This is a genomic window from Mucilaginibacter sp. P5_A4 (assembly GCF_056400605.1).
On record NZ_JBFUKX010000080.1, the window covers coordinates 1 to 15,864 of the forward strand.

Annotated in this window: 16 protein-coding genes; 9 read left to right on the plus strand and 7 right to left on the minus strand. The window is 41.2% G+C overall.

Features of this window, described 5'->3' with window-relative positions; translation table 11 throughout:
- The 3 genes from AC1DQW_RS26390 to AC1DQW_RS26400 all read right to left on the minus strand — a co-directional run.
- Positions 1-641, minus strand: a 641-nt coding sequence (locus AC1DQW_RS26390) for a SusE domain-containing protein (RefSeq protein ID WP_477456790.1), incomplete at its 3' end; no start/stop codon positions are given.
- 82 nt (positions 642-723) lie between these two features.
- Positions 724-2,319 (minus strand): RagB/SusD family nutrient uptake outer membrane protein, encoded by a 1,596-nt coding sequence (locus tag AC1DQW_RS26395; protein WP_477456791.1) that lies wholly within the window; start codon positions 2,317-2,319, stop codon positions 724-726.
- A gap of 18 nt (positions 2,320-2,337) precedes the next feature.
- Positions 2,338-5,289: a SusC/RagA family TonB-linked outer membrane protein gene (locus AC1DQW_RS26400; protein WP_477456792.1), complete on the minus strand. Its 2,952-nt coding sequence runs from the start codon at positions 5,287-5,289 to the stop codon at positions 2,338-2,340.
- A gap of 346 nt (positions 5,290-5,635) precedes the next feature.
- Between AC1DQW_RS26400 and AC1DQW_RS26405 the strand changes: the two genes are divergently transcribed.
- The 6 genes from AC1DQW_RS26405 to AC1DQW_RS26430 all read left to right on the plus strand — a co-directional run bounded on the left by AC1DQW_RS26405 (position 5,636) and on the right by AC1DQW_RS26430 (position 11,204).
- Complete coding sequence (locus AC1DQW_RS26405; protein WP_477456793.1) at positions 5,636-6,772, plus strand: alpha/beta hydrolase-fold protein; 1,137 nt, start codon at positions 5,636-5,638, stop codon at positions 6,770-6,772.
- A gap of 165 nt (positions 6,773-6,937) precedes the next feature.
- A complete protein-coding gene (locus AC1DQW_RS26410) occupies positions 6,938-8,830 on the plus strand; it encodes a RecQ family ATP-dependent DNA helicase (protein WP_477456794.1) in 1,893 nt (630 codons plus the stop codon).
- A 332-nt stretch (positions 8,831-9,162) separates the two neighbouring features.
- Positions 9,163-9,759 (plus strand): GIN domain-containing protein, encoded by a 597-nt coding sequence (locus tag AC1DQW_RS26415; protein WP_477456795.1) that lies wholly within the window; start codon positions 9,163-9,165, stop codon positions 9,757-9,759.
- Positions 9,760-10,122: 363 nt separating this feature from the next.
- Positions 10,123-10,311 (plus strand): hypothetical protein, encoded by a 189-nt coding sequence (locus tag AC1DQW_RS26420; protein WP_477404423.1) that lies wholly within the window; start codon positions 10,123-10,125, stop codon positions 10,309-10,311.
- Positions 10,312-10,465: 154 nt separating this feature from the next.
- Complete coding sequence (locus AC1DQW_RS26425; protein WP_477456796.1) at positions 10,466-10,963, plus strand: hypothetical protein; 498 nt, start codon at positions 10,466-10,468, stop codon at positions 10,961-10,963.
- 43 nt (positions 10,964-11,006) lie between these two features.
- On the plus strand, positions 11,007-11,204 hold the full coding sequence (locus AC1DQW_RS26430) for a hypothetical protein (protein ID WP_477404427.1): 198 nt from the start codon (positions 11,007-11,009) through the stop codon (positions 11,202-11,204).
- Between the two features lie 157 nt (positions 11,205-11,361).
- Here the strand turns inward: AC1DQW_RS26430 and AC1DQW_RS26435 are convergent, their stop codons facing one another.
- Positions 11,362-11,691 carry a YbjQ family protein gene (locus AC1DQW_RS26435; RefSeq protein ID WP_477415005.1) on the minus strand — a complete coding sequence of 110 codons (330 nt, stop codon included), beginning with the start codon at positions 11,689-11,691 and terminating at the stop codon, positions 11,362-11,364.
- A 174-nt stretch (positions 11,692-11,865) separates the two neighbouring features.
- The gene (gene ppnP / locus AC1DQW_RS26440) at positions 11,866-12,153 is read right to left on the minus strand and encodes a pyrimidine/purine nucleoside phosphorylase (protein ID WP_477456797.1); all 288 of its coding nucleotides are present in this window, start codon (positions 12,151-12,153) and stop codon (positions 11,866-11,868) included.
- Positions 12,154-12,339: 186 nt separating this feature from the next.
- On the opposite strand from ppnP, the gene AC1DQW_RS26445 reads away from it, so the two are divergent.
- Complete coding sequence (locus tag AC1DQW_RS26445) at positions 12,340-12,909, plus strand: hypothetical protein (RefSeq protein ID WP_477456798.1); 570 nt, start codon at positions 12,340-12,342, stop codon at positions 12,907-12,909.
- Positions 12,910-13,010: 101 nt separating this feature from the next.
- On the opposite strand, the gene AC1DQW_RS26450 is transcribed toward AC1DQW_RS26445, so the two are convergent.
- Entirely contained in the window at positions 13,011-13,421 is a 411-nt protein-coding gene (locus AC1DQW_RS26450) for a hypothetical protein (protein ID WP_477456799.1), read from the minus strand.
- Between the two features lie 98 nt (positions 13,422-13,519).
- Between AC1DQW_RS26450 and AC1DQW_RS26455 the strand changes: the two genes are divergently transcribed.
- Entirely contained in the window at positions 13,520-14,011 is a 492-nt protein-coding gene (locus tag AC1DQW_RS26455; protein ID WP_477456802.1) for a cation efflux transmembrane domain-containing protein, read from the plus strand.
- Between the two features lie 146 nt (positions 14,012-14,157).
- Here the strand turns inward: AC1DQW_RS26455 and AC1DQW_RS26460 are convergent, their stop codons facing one another.
- Positions 14,158-14,928, minus strand: coding sequence for an oxygenase MpaB family protein (locus tag AC1DQW_RS26460; protein ID WP_477456800.1), 771 nt, complete (start codon positions 14,926-14,928; stop codon positions 14,158-14,160).
- A gap of 261 nt (positions 14,929-15,189) precedes the next feature.
- Here AC1DQW_RS26460 and AC1DQW_RS26465 point away from each other — a divergent pair, with 261 nt between their 5' ends.
- Positions 15,190-15,747, plus strand: coding sequence for a sugar O-acetyltransferase (locus tag AC1DQW_RS26465; protein WP_477456801.1), 558 nt, complete (start codon positions 15,190-15,192; stop codon positions 15,745-15,747).
- The last annotated feature ends 117 nt before the right edge of the window (positions 15,748-15,864 follow it).

Consider the following 15,864-nt stretch of genomic DNA (forward strand, 5'->3'; position numbering starts at 1 on the left):
CCCCCCGCGTCACCATAGGCTATATCCCATACCTTTTTTGCTGTAATTTTAAAGTCCAGGTTACCTGGTGTAAATCCAATCTCTCCATCATAGATATTATCACTATCCGGTGATTTTAAGCTATCGGCAGTTGCCGGATTCCATCCCTGGTAAGCACCGGGAACGTATACATAACTTGCCAGCTTATAAGGTTTTACAGTTAAAGTTAGCACATTGGTGTAGGTTACTGAGTTAGCCGATGGCGCCGATTTAACACGGACTTCCAGATCTGTATTATTATCATAGGATAAACCCATGGTTAGTAAAATAGCATTTAAACTACCAACTGTATATGACTGGGTTAGCCCGCTCAATGAAACCTCTGTTAATTTAGTTGACTTAAAGCTGCTGCCTTTGGTATCTATCTGCAAGGTGTAATTTATTTTTGCAGCATAGCCTGTTACAGAGGTTGCCGGCCAGTTAAATGTAACAGCAACATCAGCGGCTGTTTCTCTGGTTAAAACGGGTGTTATGGTTGTAGCAGTTAAGGTTCCCGCCTTACCGATGTTGCTTACAACCCTTGTTTCATCCTTTTTACAGGAAGGCAGCAATAGTAGCCCGAGGCAGCTTATTGCTAATATTTTGGTTAAAAGTCTTTTCATTTCTTTCTTTTAATCTGTTTAATTAAATGTATCTTTTATAAAGTACCCTAAGGCGCAATAAGCACCTTAGGGTTTATGATTTTTATTTATAACCAGCGTTTTGTTTTAAAGTAGGGTTGTTTACAATGTCGGCTGATGGAATAGGCATCAGGTTGAAATGATCGTCAACACTTTGGCCATTTTTTACGCCACCTTTCCATGCCCATATATAAGTACCGCCTGTCAATTGACCGAAACGAATAAGGTCAGTTCTTCTATGCATCTCAAACAGGAACTCGCGACCTCTTTCATCTAAAATAAACTGCAGATTAAGCTGGCCTGCAGTGATGTTTCCAGATGTGCCGCCATTATAAGCCCTTGTACGTATCATATTTGCGTATTGTAAGGCAGTAGCCGCATTACCGCCTGTACCGCCGCGCAATACTGCTTCTGCGTAAATAAGATAGGCATCAGCCAAACGGAACATAGGAAAATCGGTATCAGGGAATGTACCGGTAGGATCTGAACCTGCTACACCCGCTGATGTTACATTCCTGAATTTTTGAATAGCGTAACCGTCAGTAAATGCATACTCGTCATTAATTTCAAGATTCTGACCATCTGTAAAGAAACTGGCTCTTTTATCGGTATTACCGCTTGCATCTGTAAACAAGCTTACGTACTGTTTAGTTGTGCGTACACCTCCCCAGCCACCACCAATACCAAAATCTGCAGGGTTCATTTTACCACCCACGGGTGCATGGATCAGGTAGGTGATACCACCATAACCTTGGGTATGTAAGCCATCAAAAGTGATAGGGAAAATGATTTCGTTCGATTTGTTGTTGTCGGCGAGAAAAAGGTTTTTAAAAGTGGGCTCCAGTGTGTAACCGGCAGCAATAATTTTACTGGCATAGGTTATAGCATCGGTGCTTCTGTCTGTACCGGTGTATACTTTTGCATTAAGGTATAGTTTAGCTAAAAGCATCCAGTTGGCAGCCTTATCGGCACGGCCATACTCAAAACGCGGAGCACCCATATCAGCTTCGCAAGCTTTTAACTCACTTTCAACATAAGCAAATAACTCTGCACGTGACTTTTGTTTAGGAAAAAATACACCCACAACATCAGTTTCTGTTACAAACGGAACAGAACCAAACAAGTCAATTGCATGCCAGTAGGCTAATGCTCTTAAAAAGCGGGCCTCGGCACGGTATTGTTTTGCTAAAGTTAAGTTATTGCCCGTAATACCGTTGCCTGCTAATTTTGCATCAGTAGTTTGGCGGATAAACTCGTTGTTTAACGAAATTGTATAAAAAATGCGATTGTACATAGCAGTAATGAACTGGTCGTTGGCATCCCAGGTCATATTATGCAGGTTATGAATAGTATTGTCGTTCCAAACTATAGCGGCTTCGTCGGTAGTTAGCTCCTGCATGTTATAATACTCGCGCATGTAGTTGCTAAATCCTTCGTCAATACCTGCTATATCTGGGTTACCAGCCGGCCCCTGCTGGCCGCTCAAAGCAAGTGATGTATAAAGTTTGGCCAATATTTGTTTGTAATTACTAAAGTCGGTATAAACCTTATCAGTGGTTACACTGTTTTTGGGTACAAGGTCTTTCTTACACGACGTTAAACTAACTGATATACCTATCACTGTAATAGCCATCAGTTTGAATAAATTTCTCTTTCTCATATCTAAATATTTTACGAATTATAAGCTCAGGTTTAAACCAAGTGTGTATACTCTTGGGCGTGGGTAGAAGTTATTGTCAACGCCACCATTAACTTCAGGGTCAAGGCCCTTGTATTTGGTTATTACAAACACATTAGATACGTTAAATGATGCTCTCAGCTTGTGCGAACCTAAGATGTCAAAAGTATAGCCCAATGTTGCATAATCCATACGCAGGAATGAGGCATTTTCTACATAGTAATCAGAGTATAACTGGTACTGATTAAATTGAGTTGATAATACGCTTGACGGAAGATTGGTTAAGTAGCCCGAGAATTTCAAACCTGCATAAGCACCGTTAGCTGCCGATTGTGCATTATATAAATAGTTGCCCAGGTTGGCACGTGCACTGAAACCTAAATTCCATTTTTTGTAAGTAACATTGGAGTTAAAGCCCATGAATACTTTCGGATCCGACTGTTTATAAAGGTATTTATCATCAATAGTGGATCCGTTTTTATTCCTGTCAACGTATACCCCTTCCAGTGGAAGTCCGTTTTGATCGTAAACCTGTTGGTAAACATAAAACGCACCTGGGTTTTGACCGGCTTTATATAAACCAATAGTATTGCCAACACCACCCGGGATGCCCGTAACAGCAACTGTTTGGTTAGGATCGCCGGTTAAAGATATATTAGTGATTTTACGTTTATTAAGCGAAATGTTATAGCCTAATGTCCAGTTTATATCTTTAGATGCTATGGCTATAAAATTGATGTTAAAATCGATACCTTTTGTTGTAAGGTTGCCAATATTGGCGTTTATAAAGTTACTAAGGTTAGTACCTGCGGGTATTGGGGTATAAACTAAAAGGTCTTTCGTTTTTTTGTTATAAAGATCAATATTTCCGCTTATCCTGCCATTAAGGAAGCCAAAATCCAAACCAATGTTGGTTGTTGCCGTTGATTCCCATTTGAGATCGGCATTGTATCTATCCGAACGTAAAGTGTTAATAAATGTGTTACCAAACTGGTATTGTGCCGCATTGTTACTTGGTTCATAAACTGCAAGATAGGGGAAGTAATCTGTGCCAAGATCTTGCTGGCCTGTAATACCATAACTTGCCCTGAATTTCAGATCGGATACGAAATCAACACTTTTTAAGAAAGATTCTTCTTTGGCACGCCAAGCAAACGCCACTGAAGGGAAATAACCGTTCCTGTGCAGTTCAGAGAAACGCGATGAGCGGTCATCCCTGATACTGGCCGTAAGTAAATACCTATCATTAAATGAGTAATTTAAACGGGCAAAAGGCGACTCTATATAATATTGACCATAAGCCGGAACAGCCGGGGTACCAACAGGGGTGATTTTATCGGCCTTATAACCCTGGAATGTATGGTAATAGGTATTAAAATACTGGTACGAATAGCCACCCTGTAATTCAACATGGCTTTTGATCTCTTTAAAATCCTTGGTGTACTTTAAATAATAATCTGTATTGTACGTGTATGATTCACTAAAGTAATTTTGGTATGAACCACCTTGTAAAAAATTAGATGCAGCCGTAGCCGGAATAAAGGTAAATCCATCGCCATCTGCCAAATCTCCGCCAAATGTCGCATTAGCCTGTAATTCTTTCAGGAAAGGGAATGTATAATTTAAAGTTAATGTACCTATACCTCTTTTTGCCTTACCTTTTGCATTTTGCTCATTAAGCAAACCCACCGGGTTACGTGGGGCAAATGTATTTGGTTTTCCCCCGTTATCCAGCCATTCAAAATAACCACCATATTTGGTTTTATCAGCCGAATAAACTGGTTGGGTAGGGTCAAAGCTGATTGCACTGCCTATAGCGCCCGCGGCAAAATGACTGTCGGTATAGCTTCCTTTCAAACTCAGATCAACTTTTAAACTACCACGTAAAAAGTCGTGGTTAATGTTAAAAGTAGCAGTTGTTCTTTTAAGGTTATCAGTTTTAACAATACCATCCTGGCTTAAATAACCAATAGATAATCGGTAAGGTAAACCTTTGATACCGCCGCTTATGCTCAGGTTGTTATCATAAGTATAAGCCGGGCGATAGATCAGGCTTTGCCAGTCGGTATTGGCAGTCCCCATGAGGTTGGCCTGTGCCGGGCTTTTTTCGTTAACAGCTTTACGGAACTGATCGGCAGTTAAAACGCTTACTTCCTTGGTTATTTTTGAAAGGGCGGTTTTTGAATCAAAGTTGATACTCACCTTACTGTCACCTTTGCCTTTTTTGGTAGTGATGATAATAACGCCATTTGATGCCCGCGAACCATAAATAGCAGTTGCAGATGCATCTTTAAGGATATTGTATGATTCAATATCATTAGGGTTAATCAAACTTAAAGGATTGGATACACCGCTGATACTGGTATTGCCCAGTGGGATGCCATCAACTACGATAAGCGGATCATTTGATGCATTTAATGATGCACCGCCACGGATACGGATAGTGCTTCCAGAACCGGGAGCACCACTGTTTGACGTGATCTGCACACCGGATACTTTACCCATGATCAGTTGCTCTGGCGTTGTTACGGGGCCCTGGTTAAAATCTTTGGCCGAAATAGAGGTAACTGATCCGGTCAGGTCTTTCTTCTTTTGTGTACCGTAACCCACTACTACCACTTCGTTCAGGTTTTGATTGTCGGGCTGTAGTGAAAAGTTTACCTCAACTGTAGAGGAGCCTACTATTACGGTTTTCTTTAAAGCTACATAACCTAAAAATTTAGCAGTTACGGTAACGTTCCCGGTCTTAACGCCGGTTATGGTATAGCTACCATTAGCATCGGTAGTTGCACCAATGGTTGTACCATCAACAGTAACTGAAGCGCCGGGCAGGGGCGCACTGGTTTCGTCTAATACCTTACCTCTGATGCTTCCTGTTTGGGCAAATGCCATCACTGACATCATTAGAAAGGCACAAAGAAGAACGTACTTTTTTGAGTAATTTTTTCTCATTTACTTTTGGGTTTGTGTGAATAAAAAAGGCTTATTTAGCCGGTATTTAATTGGTATGATAATTTTGCTGTAATAGCACGTGACTAATTTACATTTAGAAATAATAAATGCAAATTTTATGTAAAAGATAATTTTGAAGGAATTAATTAAGATAAAATTAACTTTAATGAAATAAGAACTGGGGATGTTTTTTGATAATTTATCGCTTTTTTTGTGGGAAATTTGTAAATAGACCAAGATTTGCATGAAACTAAGTGTGATAATTACACATTAGGCAATTTTACTAATATGCAACCAATTTCCGGGAACGTTCCCGGAATATTACATGTCAAATAAACAGTTAATAATGATAAAAAAAATATTTTTCTGCGCGTTTTGGTTTTTTGGTCAAAGTTTTTTGCTTTTTGGGCAGATAAAAACAACCTTTAAAACCCGCAAAATTGCCCCATTAAAGCCTGCATCCGGGCATGTGTTTTTGGCCGGCAATTTTAATAACTGGAACCCTGCCGATAGTGCCTGGCAAATGAAACCCGATGGCAATGGCGGATACCTGCTTTTAAAGGAGATGCCCAAGGGTGTTTACAACTACAAGATTACCCGCGGCAGCTGGGATGCTGTTGAATKCAATGCCGCCGGTAAAGGCATTGATAACCGAACGCTCAGCCTTGTAAATGATACAACGGTAACATTAGATATTGCCGCCTGGCAGGATAATTTTGCCACCGCCATAAAACAGCACACAGCCACTGCACAGGTGCATATTATAAGCGATAGGTTTGATATACAGCAGCTGGGCAGGCAACGCCGGATATGGATCTACCTCCCCAAAGATTATACCTCATCCAAAAAGAAATACCCCGTAATTTATATGCAAGATGGGCAAAACCTGTTTGATGAGTACTATAGCGGCTATGGCGAATGGGGGATTGATGAGCTGCTGGATAAAGTACCGCCCCAAAAAGAATGTATAGTTGTAGGTATTGATCATGGCGGCGAATATCGTATTACAGAATATGATCCTTATGATTCAAAATATGGCAAGGGCCGGGGGGCTGACTATGTTGATTTTTTAGTTAAAACACTGAAACCATACATCGATACGCATTATAAAACCAAGGCCGGCACAAAATATACTGCCATTGCAGGCAGCTCAATGGGGGCGTTGATATCTATGTATGCCACACTTAAATATCCCGGTGTATTTGGCAATGCAGGCATATTTTCGCCGGCGTTTTGGATAGCGCCAGAGATTTATGAACAGGCTAAACAAAAACAACAAGGTAATAAAACACGTTTTTACTTTGTATGCGGCGATGCCGAGAGTGAAAATATGGTTGCCGATATGAAAAAAATGGCTACGATTGTACAGGAAAAAGGCATTAAGCCCCAAAGCTCACCCGTAGTGATCATTAAAGGTGCCAGTCATAACGAAAAACAATGGAGGGGAGACTGGCCGGATTTTTATAAATGGCTTTTTAAATAGCCGGGAAGTTGGGCGTTCGAAAGAGCGGAAATGGCAAAATTATAAAGTTTAGAATTAGCGAGTTGAAATCTTTCCCCAACTTTTCCCGCTTCGTGATTTTCCAAGTTGAGATTACATTCATTATCTTTCGGACTTTCCGGACTAACGGATTTTCTGACTCAAAACATGACCATAGAGGAAATATTAAAACAGTACTGGAATCATGATCAATTCAGGCCGATGCAAGCCGAGATCATCAAATCTGTTTTATTGGGTCATGATACTTTAGCTTTGCTACCTACTGGGGGCGGTAAGTCTGTTTGTTTCCAGGTACCCGCGCTGGCCAAAGAAGGCATCTGTATTGTGGTTTCGCCACTTATAGCGCTCATGAAAGACCAGGTAGAAAACCTGAAGGCCAAAGGCATCAATGCTGTGGCTATAGTTTCGGGCATGGGATTGCGTGAGATAGACCTGGCGCTGGATAACTGCATCTACGGCTCGGTTAAATTTTTGTACCTCTCGCCAGAGCGGTTACTTTCCGAACTGGTACGCGAGCGCATCCGGTACATGAAAGTAAACCTGATAGCCGTTGACGAAGCACACTGTATTTCGCAATGGGGATATGATTTCAGACCGCCATACCTGCACATTGCCGATCTGCGCGTGCTGCATCCCGATGTGCCTGTACTGGCGCTTACTGCCACTGCAACATCCGAAGTTAAGCAGGATATACAGGACAAACTATTGTTTAAAGATCAGGTTGTTTACCAGCAAAGTTTTGAGCGCAAAAATATCAGTTACGTAGTGCAAAATGCCGAAAACAAGCTTCGGCGGATGCTGGATATTGCAAAAGGTGTTAAGGGTAGTGGTATTGTTTATGTACGCAGCCGTAAGGACGCCGCCGACATAGCAAAATTTTACAATGATAACGGTATTAAAGCCGACTATTACCATGCAGGCCTGCCTATGGATATAAGGGCCGAACGGCAGGAAAGCTGGAAAAGCAACCGCATCCGGGTAATTGTTGCTACCAATGCATTTGGGATGGGGATTGATAAACCCGACGTACGCTTTGTGATCCACAAAGATATGCCCGAAAGTTTAGAGGCCTACTACCAGGAGGCCGGCCGGGGGGGGCGCGACGAGCAAAAGGCTTACGGCATATTATTATATACCCATGCCGACAGGTTACGACAGGAGAAAATGTTCCTGCTTAATTTTCCATCGGTTGATGAAATTAAGCAAGTGTATCATTGCCTGGCCAATTACTACCAGCTTGCCTACGAGGCAGGCGAGGGATTAAGCTTTGACCTTGACCTGGGCGATTTTTGCAGCCGTTTTAAGCTTGATGCCATCAAAACCTTAAATGCGCTTAAATTTTTGGAGAAGGATGAATACCTTTCATTCAATGAGAGTGTGTTTCTGCCATCGCGTTTCAGGTTTGAGGTGGTGAACGAGGTGTTGTATAACTTCCAGATCCAGAACGCGGGCTGGGATCCGTTTATTAAAACCCTTTTGCGCTCATACGGCGGCTCATTTGAAGATTATGTGAGGATTAAGGAGTATGACCTGGCGCGGCGCACAAACCTAAGCGTTCAGCAGGTGGTTGATGGCTTGCTGCAATTACAACAGTTTGGTTTAATCAGTTACCTGCAGCAAACGGATAAGCCGCAGGTTACCTATTTAAAGGCCAGGCAGCAGGCCGCCCGCCTGTTCATCAACAAAAACTATATTGAAGAGCGAAAGGAAACCTACCGTCAAAAAATGGAGGCTGTTTTTGCCTATGCTATTCATCAAAAATGCCGCAGCCAGATGCTGCTGGCGTATTTCGATGAGCCAAATGCCCGCAAATGCGGTATCTGCGATGTTTGCCTGGATGAAAAACGCCAAAAAAATGCCGATGAAATATTTGATAACATCACCCATGAAATAGTACAGTTTTTAAGTGTATCAGCCCCGGATATCGGCACACTCGTAACCACTATCAATGTGGGCACCGAAAAAGAGAAAATGGAAGCCATCCGCCTGTTACTTGATGCCGGGAAGATCAAAACGGATGGGGAGAAATATTACTTGTAAGAGGGGCAGGGAGCGGGGTTCGAGGTGCCGGCTTATAAGGTTCATAATGCATTTCTGAAGGTAGTTAAGGTAATATTCATAATTAAGCCAATAATCTCTCGCCGAAAACTCCACACCCGCACCCCGATCCACGCACCCCGATCCATATAACCCGCACCTTTACGCTAAATTTTATCTTTATTTCACCGGGTAAAATATACAGCTTACCGACAAAAAACCGGCATACAACTATTACCATCCGTAACGCTGTAACGTTTTTTAATTGAGATCGTCATATTGGTGTATTTAAAAATATAAATAAATAATCAACTGACAATCAAAATATTAATATCATGAAAACTAACTTAATCGCCATCTTCACTGTAATAGTTTCAGTACTTGGCATCACAAATTCAACTTACGCAACAGTAGATAATAATACTAAAGCAATTGTTTTAACCGACATCAGCAACATCAACAAAATAGAAGTTTATGGCAATGTGCAGGTTTACGTTTCAACCGGCGCTGCCGACCAGGTAAAGGTTTACAACCAGTACTATGCCGAAAGCGCATTGGTTCAATCACAAAAAGGTGTTTTGAGGATCTCATCATACAAAGCCGAAAAACTGGTAGTTTGGGTTACCGCACAGCAGCTTTCAGCAATCACAGCTTATGATAATGCCGAAGTAAAATCATTCGGAAATTTATCTGCCATTGAGCTTGATGTAAAATTGTATAATAACGCTTCTGCCGATCTGAAACTGGATGCCTACAGTGCCCGTGTTACAATGAATGATCGTTCAAAAGCCGACCTTAGCGGTACTGTACAGGAATATAGCCTGGTACACAACATATCATCAAGCGTAAACAGGACCTATTTAGTAACAGATAACGCTACAGAAAAATTAACAGGCGAAAAAGCTAAACTGGGCGAGTATGCAGGTATATAACATCATCCAAAAGCAATCTACCATAAAATATTAAGCAGCTACCTAAACGGGTGGCTGTTTTTGGTTTGAGGTGGATGCGTATTTAAAATGGCAATGCCAATACAACCGGCAATCTTAATATGCAAAATTTTCGTATATTTGCAAAACAAACGGAAATTTATAGCTATTTCCTTATAGCCACCCACTAATCAATTCTTATTGATCAGGGTTCATTTTTATCCCCGCTGATACCGTTGCTGCCCGGAAATTAAATTGATGATATCCTTTTCATGTAATTTCAGATACCGAACAATAGTTCCGTTGATCAGATTGATATAGGTGTAACCAGGGAAATGCACATTGTTTAACTAAATTTTAACAAACATGGCTAAATCGCAGGCAACATTCATGAAGAAGCAACTCGAAAAAAATCGTCAAAAAAAGAAAGAAGATAAAGAACAGCGCAAACAGGAGCGTCAGCAAAATGGTGGCGGCAGCGACCTGGAAAGCATGATGGCTTACGTTAATGAATTTGGCGAAATTGTATCTACTCCCCCCGAAAAGAAAGCATAATCCGTCCCCCTTTACAATATTATGTAGTGTAACAAAATGAATGTTTACACTACATAAATCATTGTATATCTCTCCCTTAAATAAATACCCAATATACTTTTGAACCTTTTTGAATTCTGATTGTCGTACTTGAAAACACCGACAATTAAAAATTATGAAGATCAATTTATATTTGTTGCTGGGCCTGGCTTTTATGGCATCCTGCGCGGCAGGCGGTAGCAATCCCGGCGGTGCCGATTCCACCAATGCTAAATCTTCACAAAAACACGCTGAAGCCGCCAATGCCAAAAGTGCTCCTGTGGTTAATATGCGATACTGTTTTTTCTATACCGATGGCACCCAGGCCCAGGATACCACAAAAGTAAGCATGCTGATAAACGGCGACAAAGTTACCGGCGAAATGAGCTGGCAGCCTAAAGAAAAGGATGCAAAAAAAGGGTTAATAATAGGTACACTTAACAATAACATCATTAAAGCTACCTGGACTTTTAACCAGGAGGGCGTAAAGGATACCATGAAGGTTGAGTTTCTGTTAAGAGGGAATGCCCTTGCACAAAAACCGTATAAATACGATACCAAAACCGGGCGGCAACAAACCAATAGCGCCGCCGGATTTAGTGTGCTTTACAACATGGAAAATTGTAACCGATAATTGTTTAATTTAGTTCAAAAAAAAATCAGCAGAAAAATTCAATATGAAAACCAGGGACACCAGTATTTTATATCTTGTATTAGGCCTATATACCCTCATGATCAGTTGGTATTATAACCATTCGATACTTTTATTACTTATCCATTACCTCATTTGGCCGGTTTACCTTATTTATGAGCTATTGATAGGCCACCTGGCACATGGCCTGTGGAAAACTATCCCCTTATCTTATTTTAATTAATACAGCAGTTAAATAAACTTGTTATCCCTAAAATACCTGGCCAAACAGCCGGGCGTTTTTTTAACTGCATAGGCTGTGATGATTGAAATAAGAGTCAAGACGTAAAATATGAGGGCCAGGTGTCTTGTATCTTACGTCTTGATTCTTGTCCTGGAATTTAAATTTTCTCTACCACAACAGCGGTACCATAGGCCAGCACTTCGGTAATGCCCTGCATCACTTCGTTGGCATCATAACGCATATTGATGATGGCGTTTGCACCAATTGCCTGCGCGTGTTGTATTAAAAGCTGGTAAGCTTCTTCGCGGGCATTTTCACAAAGCTCAACATAAATTGAAAGCCGTCCACCAAAAAGCGACTGAAAACCACCTGCAATATTACCCAATGCGCTGCGGCTGCGTACGGTAATACCGCGTACAACGCCCAGGTGTTTAATTATACGATAACCATCTAAACCGGTACTGGTAGTAATAAGTGAAGTATCCATTGTTTTATTTTTATTAGTGATTAGAGTGTTTGTAAGGTTAAATGTTACGATAATATTTAAGTCCCAAGGGCTGTTATATACTTGTTTCATCTCTTACAGCACCATAGTTCAGCGTGCTGTATACTTTGAATGCGGTATCCCAAAATAAGTTCGGGATGGTCTGTTTTACTATTACTACCTGTATTTACAAAGATAAGAGCTTTGCACATGGGTTTTTACCTTAAATGATGTATTGGCTTCAACCTCAAATGATTGGCCGCCGGTATAGGATTGCCAATCTGCTTCGCCGGGTAATAAAGCATCCAGCTGGCCTTCAATAACAGTCATGGTTTCATGACTTGATGTGCCAAATTCATACTCGCCTTTTTCAATTACCCCAATGGTACTGCGGCCTTCGGCACTGGTATAGGCCAGCGATTTTACCGCTCCTTCAAAATATTCGTTTACGTTAATCATACTCATAAATTAAGCGACTAATATCCTTAAATAAAACCATTTGTTTTATAAATATCGACCATAAATTAACACGGCTAAAATTGCCGAATGTTAAAATATGTGAAAAAGTTAACTTTGGTTGTAATTATTAATCTGCAAAGAGCGTTATTTGCATAAAATCTGCAAAGCGAATGTTTTGCATAAAATTTATATATGAGGAAAATTCAACTTATTGTTCTGTTACTTATATCGGCTATATACTTCCAAAGCTGTAAAAAAGACGTTGTTACTACCGCTTCTACTACCTCTGATAAAATCCTTGCTGCAAATATTAATGGTGTTGAATGGTACCCCGATACCGTAACCGCCCGCATCAGCTTTGATGACGTTACAAAAATAAAAACCTTTTTTGTAACAGGTACAGCCAATTCAAAACGGGTAATTTTTAGTATAAATGTATCAAACAGTACAAATGCGAATAATTTCCCTTTAGCTACTTATAAAGTAGATGGTACCAGTAATGTAAGCATGACCTACTACACGCTGCAAAAAAATGCTGCAGGCAATTACGTATACACCCAAACAGGCACGGTTGAACCAGGTTCGGGGTCGGCTACCATAACTGCCATTGATACCGCCAAAAAAGTTATAACAGGAACTTATGCCTTTACCGCTAAAAAGGTTAATTATGATAGCGATGGCAACTATGTATCTATAGAAATTTCACAGATCCTGTTAGGTTCTTTCACTAATCTGCCCTATACACTCGGAAATAACGATTAATAGCTTTATTCCGGATAAGACAATTACATTTTTTAATTTTAAAGCCCTTCTGTATTCATAACAGAAGGGCTTTTCTTTATAGAAATTTTATAACCTGCAAACTATACACCAGGCCGTGTCGGTATTGGCGTAGGGGGCGGACTCGGATTTGGCGTAGGCGTTGGTGTCGGACTTGGATTTGGTGTAGGCGTCGGGTTTGGCACAGGCGCAGGTGTCGGACTTGGATCTGGCACAGGTGCAGGTATCGGACTCGGATTTGGTACAGGTGTTGGTGTTGGACTTGGATCTGGCACAGGTGCGGGTATTGGATTTGGCACTGGTGCAGGAGTTGGTGCTGGCGTTTTTGGTTTTTTCTTCTTTTTTCCCGGTATCGTATCAGTAACCATATTTGTTTTTTTGATGGTTAGCTGGTTGTTTTTAAGTTCGCCGCCTGCTTTAAAGTTAGCGGCAAATACTACCGGGCCAGCAAATGATAATGCTAAAGCTACGGCTGTTATTCTTAAATTTTTCATAGTAATTTTTCTTTAAACGGTTAAAAAATTAACTTTTAATATAATTATCGACAGCCAGAATTGTTTTAAATGATTGAAAAGATGGTAGTTATGCAATTATAGATTGTTATGAAAAAGCAAAAAAACCAACCTGTAAAGTAAATTACCCAGCCTCCTTTTTTATGTTTGCCGCAGTAATAGGCTTATTTATTGTTGCAGTTTGCATGTACCTGGGCCATACTTATCATATTGATTATCGCGATGGCCTGGCATCGCTGCTGATAGGGATATTGCTCATCTGCGTATCGCTAATATTAGCCCGCGAAAGCCGCAGCCTGCTTATGGGCGAGGGGATAGGTGCCAATACTAAAAAAAGAATTACAGAGATTGTGGAACAAGATGCAGATGTATTAAAACTGATGCATATCCTGTCAACCTATCAATCTCCAAACGAAATTGTGTTGATGCTGATTATTGCCTTTAAAAAAGAGCTCGATACTGCGGGTATCAACGAGGCTATCGACCGCATCAGGAATTTAGTGAAGGATGAGTATAGCCTGGTGCATTTTTTGATCATCCAGCCCGAAATTTATTTGGATAAAGTATCCTGATGTGCAGACATATATTTAGGCTAATAGATGTGTAATTGCGGGGTACGAAAGACCGACTGCGAAGAGCTCGTTAATAGTATGTGATTGCTTTGTGCCTCAATGAAATGGTGGTTACTCAATTGTACCAAAAGCAATCGATATTTGTTTCATTTGGATATAAACTGGCTATCCATAGCAATAATCTGCGCCTTGTAAGCTGCAGGCAGCAGGGCGTTGCGTAAAAAGGTTTCTACTTTTATCAGTCTTAAAAATTGGTAAGCCCAAACAACAGCCAGCAGCCACGGTATTTTACCTAAGCTCAGATGTTTGCGCACCAATGGCGGTACAACCAGCAACTGCGCCTGCTTTAATGCCTGATAACGCGCCGGCCCAAGGTGTTTTTTGTATTGACGATACAGATCGAGCGTGAGTTTACCGCTTACCAGGTTTTGCTGCAGGTGCTCGCTACGCATAAGCTGGTACGCGGCATAGTTGGCAGGTAAACCGGTAAGCTGCATGCGCAGGCCAACGCGGTTAAAAACATCAAACGCTTCAATTTTCTCGGCTTCGGTAAGCTTGCGTTCCAGCAGTTCGTAGGAGCGGATAGACAGATCGATGAGCAAAAACAATACATCGCGGTAAGCCCAGTCGGGTATTTGCGCCCCGCGGCTGGCTTCCACTCCTTTGTGAATGGCGTTGATCCTGTCGATAGCTTGTAAAGCCACCTCCTGTTGCGAGAAAATGATCTGCCTGGAATAAGCAACCGTAGAGAATAGCCGTGCCAGCGGATCGGCAGGCAGCCGGCCGGTAAAATAAAGCCAGTCTACAGCTTTGTTTAGGGCAAACTCGGCGGCAGCTCCCGCAAAAATAAACAGGATGGTATCGGCCTTACCCCAGATCTTTCTTACTATCGAATCCTCATTTACAAAATACGTCATGTTTTAATGTTAATGATTTGCGGTACGCAACTGCTAACCGTGTTTTCTAAAAAAATATCCTTTATTAAATATACATACAAAAGTACTTTGTATTGCAAAGTAAATGAAAGTATTTTGAAATTGCAAATGGTAAGTGTTGCGGTAACCGGGGTTAGGGTAAAAAGGGAATAGGGGTGAAATTAGAAACCTTTCACAAACAAAAATTTATGCTGTCGATGCGGTTGGTCCATAAATCATATATTTAATCCATATAAAACCGAAATGCAAAAATCCGAACTTGAAAAAATGATTTCCGGCGAACTTTATGATGCCGGGGATGCTGAATTAGTTGCCGGCCGCTCAAGGGCCCGCAAACTGTTTATGCAATATAACGCCGCCGGCTATGATGATAAAGAAACCAAACGCGCTATTTTAAAGCAACTGTTGGGTGGTTTCACAAACGCTGTCGACATCCAATCGCCATTTTATTGCGATTATGGTTTTAATATTTTCGCTGGCGATAACCTGTTCCTCAATTTTAATTGCATTATACTGGATTGCGCCCGTGTAACCCTGGGCGACAATGTTTTTATGGCACCCAATGTGCAGCTTTACACCGCCTACCATCCCGTAGTAGCTGCCGAACGCATAAAAGGCCCCGAATATGCTGCGCCCATCACTATTGGCAATAATGTATGGCTGGGCGGTGGTGTAATTGTATGTCCCGGTGTTACCATTGGCCATAATACCACCATTGGAGCAGGCAGCGTTGTAACCAAAAATATCCCGGCCAATGTGGTGGCGGTTGGGAACCCGTGCCGGGTAATAAAGGAATTGTAGGGATTGTTTGTGTGATTGGATTAGTTGCAGAATAGGAATTTATGGGTGATGTAAAAAGCTGATTGAATAGCGTACAATTTACTATACCTGGGCTTAGAACATATTGATATACTTTAA

Excerpts from the sequence above, each read along its gene's own strand:
- AC1DQW_RS26395 (WP_477456791.1), bottom strand. The coding sequence starts at position 2,319 with ATGAGAAAGAGAAATTTATTCAAACTGATGGCTATTACAGTGATAGGT.
- AC1DQW_RS26410 (WP_477456794.1), top strand. The coding sequence starts at position 6,938 with ATGACCATAGAGGAAATATTAAAACAGTACTGGAATCATGATCAATTC.
- AC1DQW_RS26425 (WP_477456796.1), top strand. The coding sequence starts at position 10,466 with ATGAAGATCAATTTATATTTGTTGCTGGGCCTGGCTTTTATGGCATCC.
- AC1DQW_RS26430 (WP_477404427.1), top strand. The coding sequence starts at position 11,007 with ATGAAAACCAGGGACACCAGTATTTTATATCTTGTATTAGGCCTATAT.
- AC1DQW_RS26400 (WP_477456792.1), bottom strand. The coding sequence starts at position 5,289 with ATGAGAAAAAATTACTCAAAAAAGTACGTTCTTCTTTGTGCCTTTCTA.
- AC1DQW_RS26465 (WP_477456801.1), top strand. The coding sequence starts at position 15,190 with ATGCAAAAATCCGAACTTGAAAAAATGATTTCCGGCGAACTTTATGAT.
- AC1DQW_RS26450 (WP_477456799.1), bottom strand. The coding sequence starts at position 13,421 with ATGAAAAATTTAAGAATAACAGCCGTAGCTTTAGCATTATCATTTGCT.
- AC1DQW_RS26460 (WP_477456800.1), bottom strand. The coding sequence starts at position 14,928 with ATGACGTATTTTGTAAATGAGGATTCGATAGTAAGAAAGATCTGGGGT.
- AC1DQW_RS26415 (WP_477456795.1), top strand. The coding sequence starts at position 9,163 with ATGAAAACTAACTTAATCGCCATCTTCACTGTAATAGTTTCAGTACTT.
- AC1DQW_RS26445 (WP_477456798.1), top strand. The coding sequence starts at position 12,340 with ATGAGGAAAATTCAACTTATTGTTCTGTTACTTATATCGGCTATATAC.
- ppnP (WP_477456797.1), bottom strand. The coding sequence starts at position 12,153 with ATGAGTATGATTAACGTAAACGAATATTTTGAAGGAGCGGTAAAATCG.
- AC1DQW_RS26420 (WP_477404423.1), top strand. The coding sequence starts at position 10,123 with ATGGCTAAATCGCAGGCAACATTCATGAAGAAGCAACTCGAAAAAAAT.
- AC1DQW_RS26435 (WP_477415005.1), bottom strand. The coding sequence starts at position 11,691 with ATGGATACTTCACTTATTACTACCAGTACCGGTTTAGATGGTTATCGT.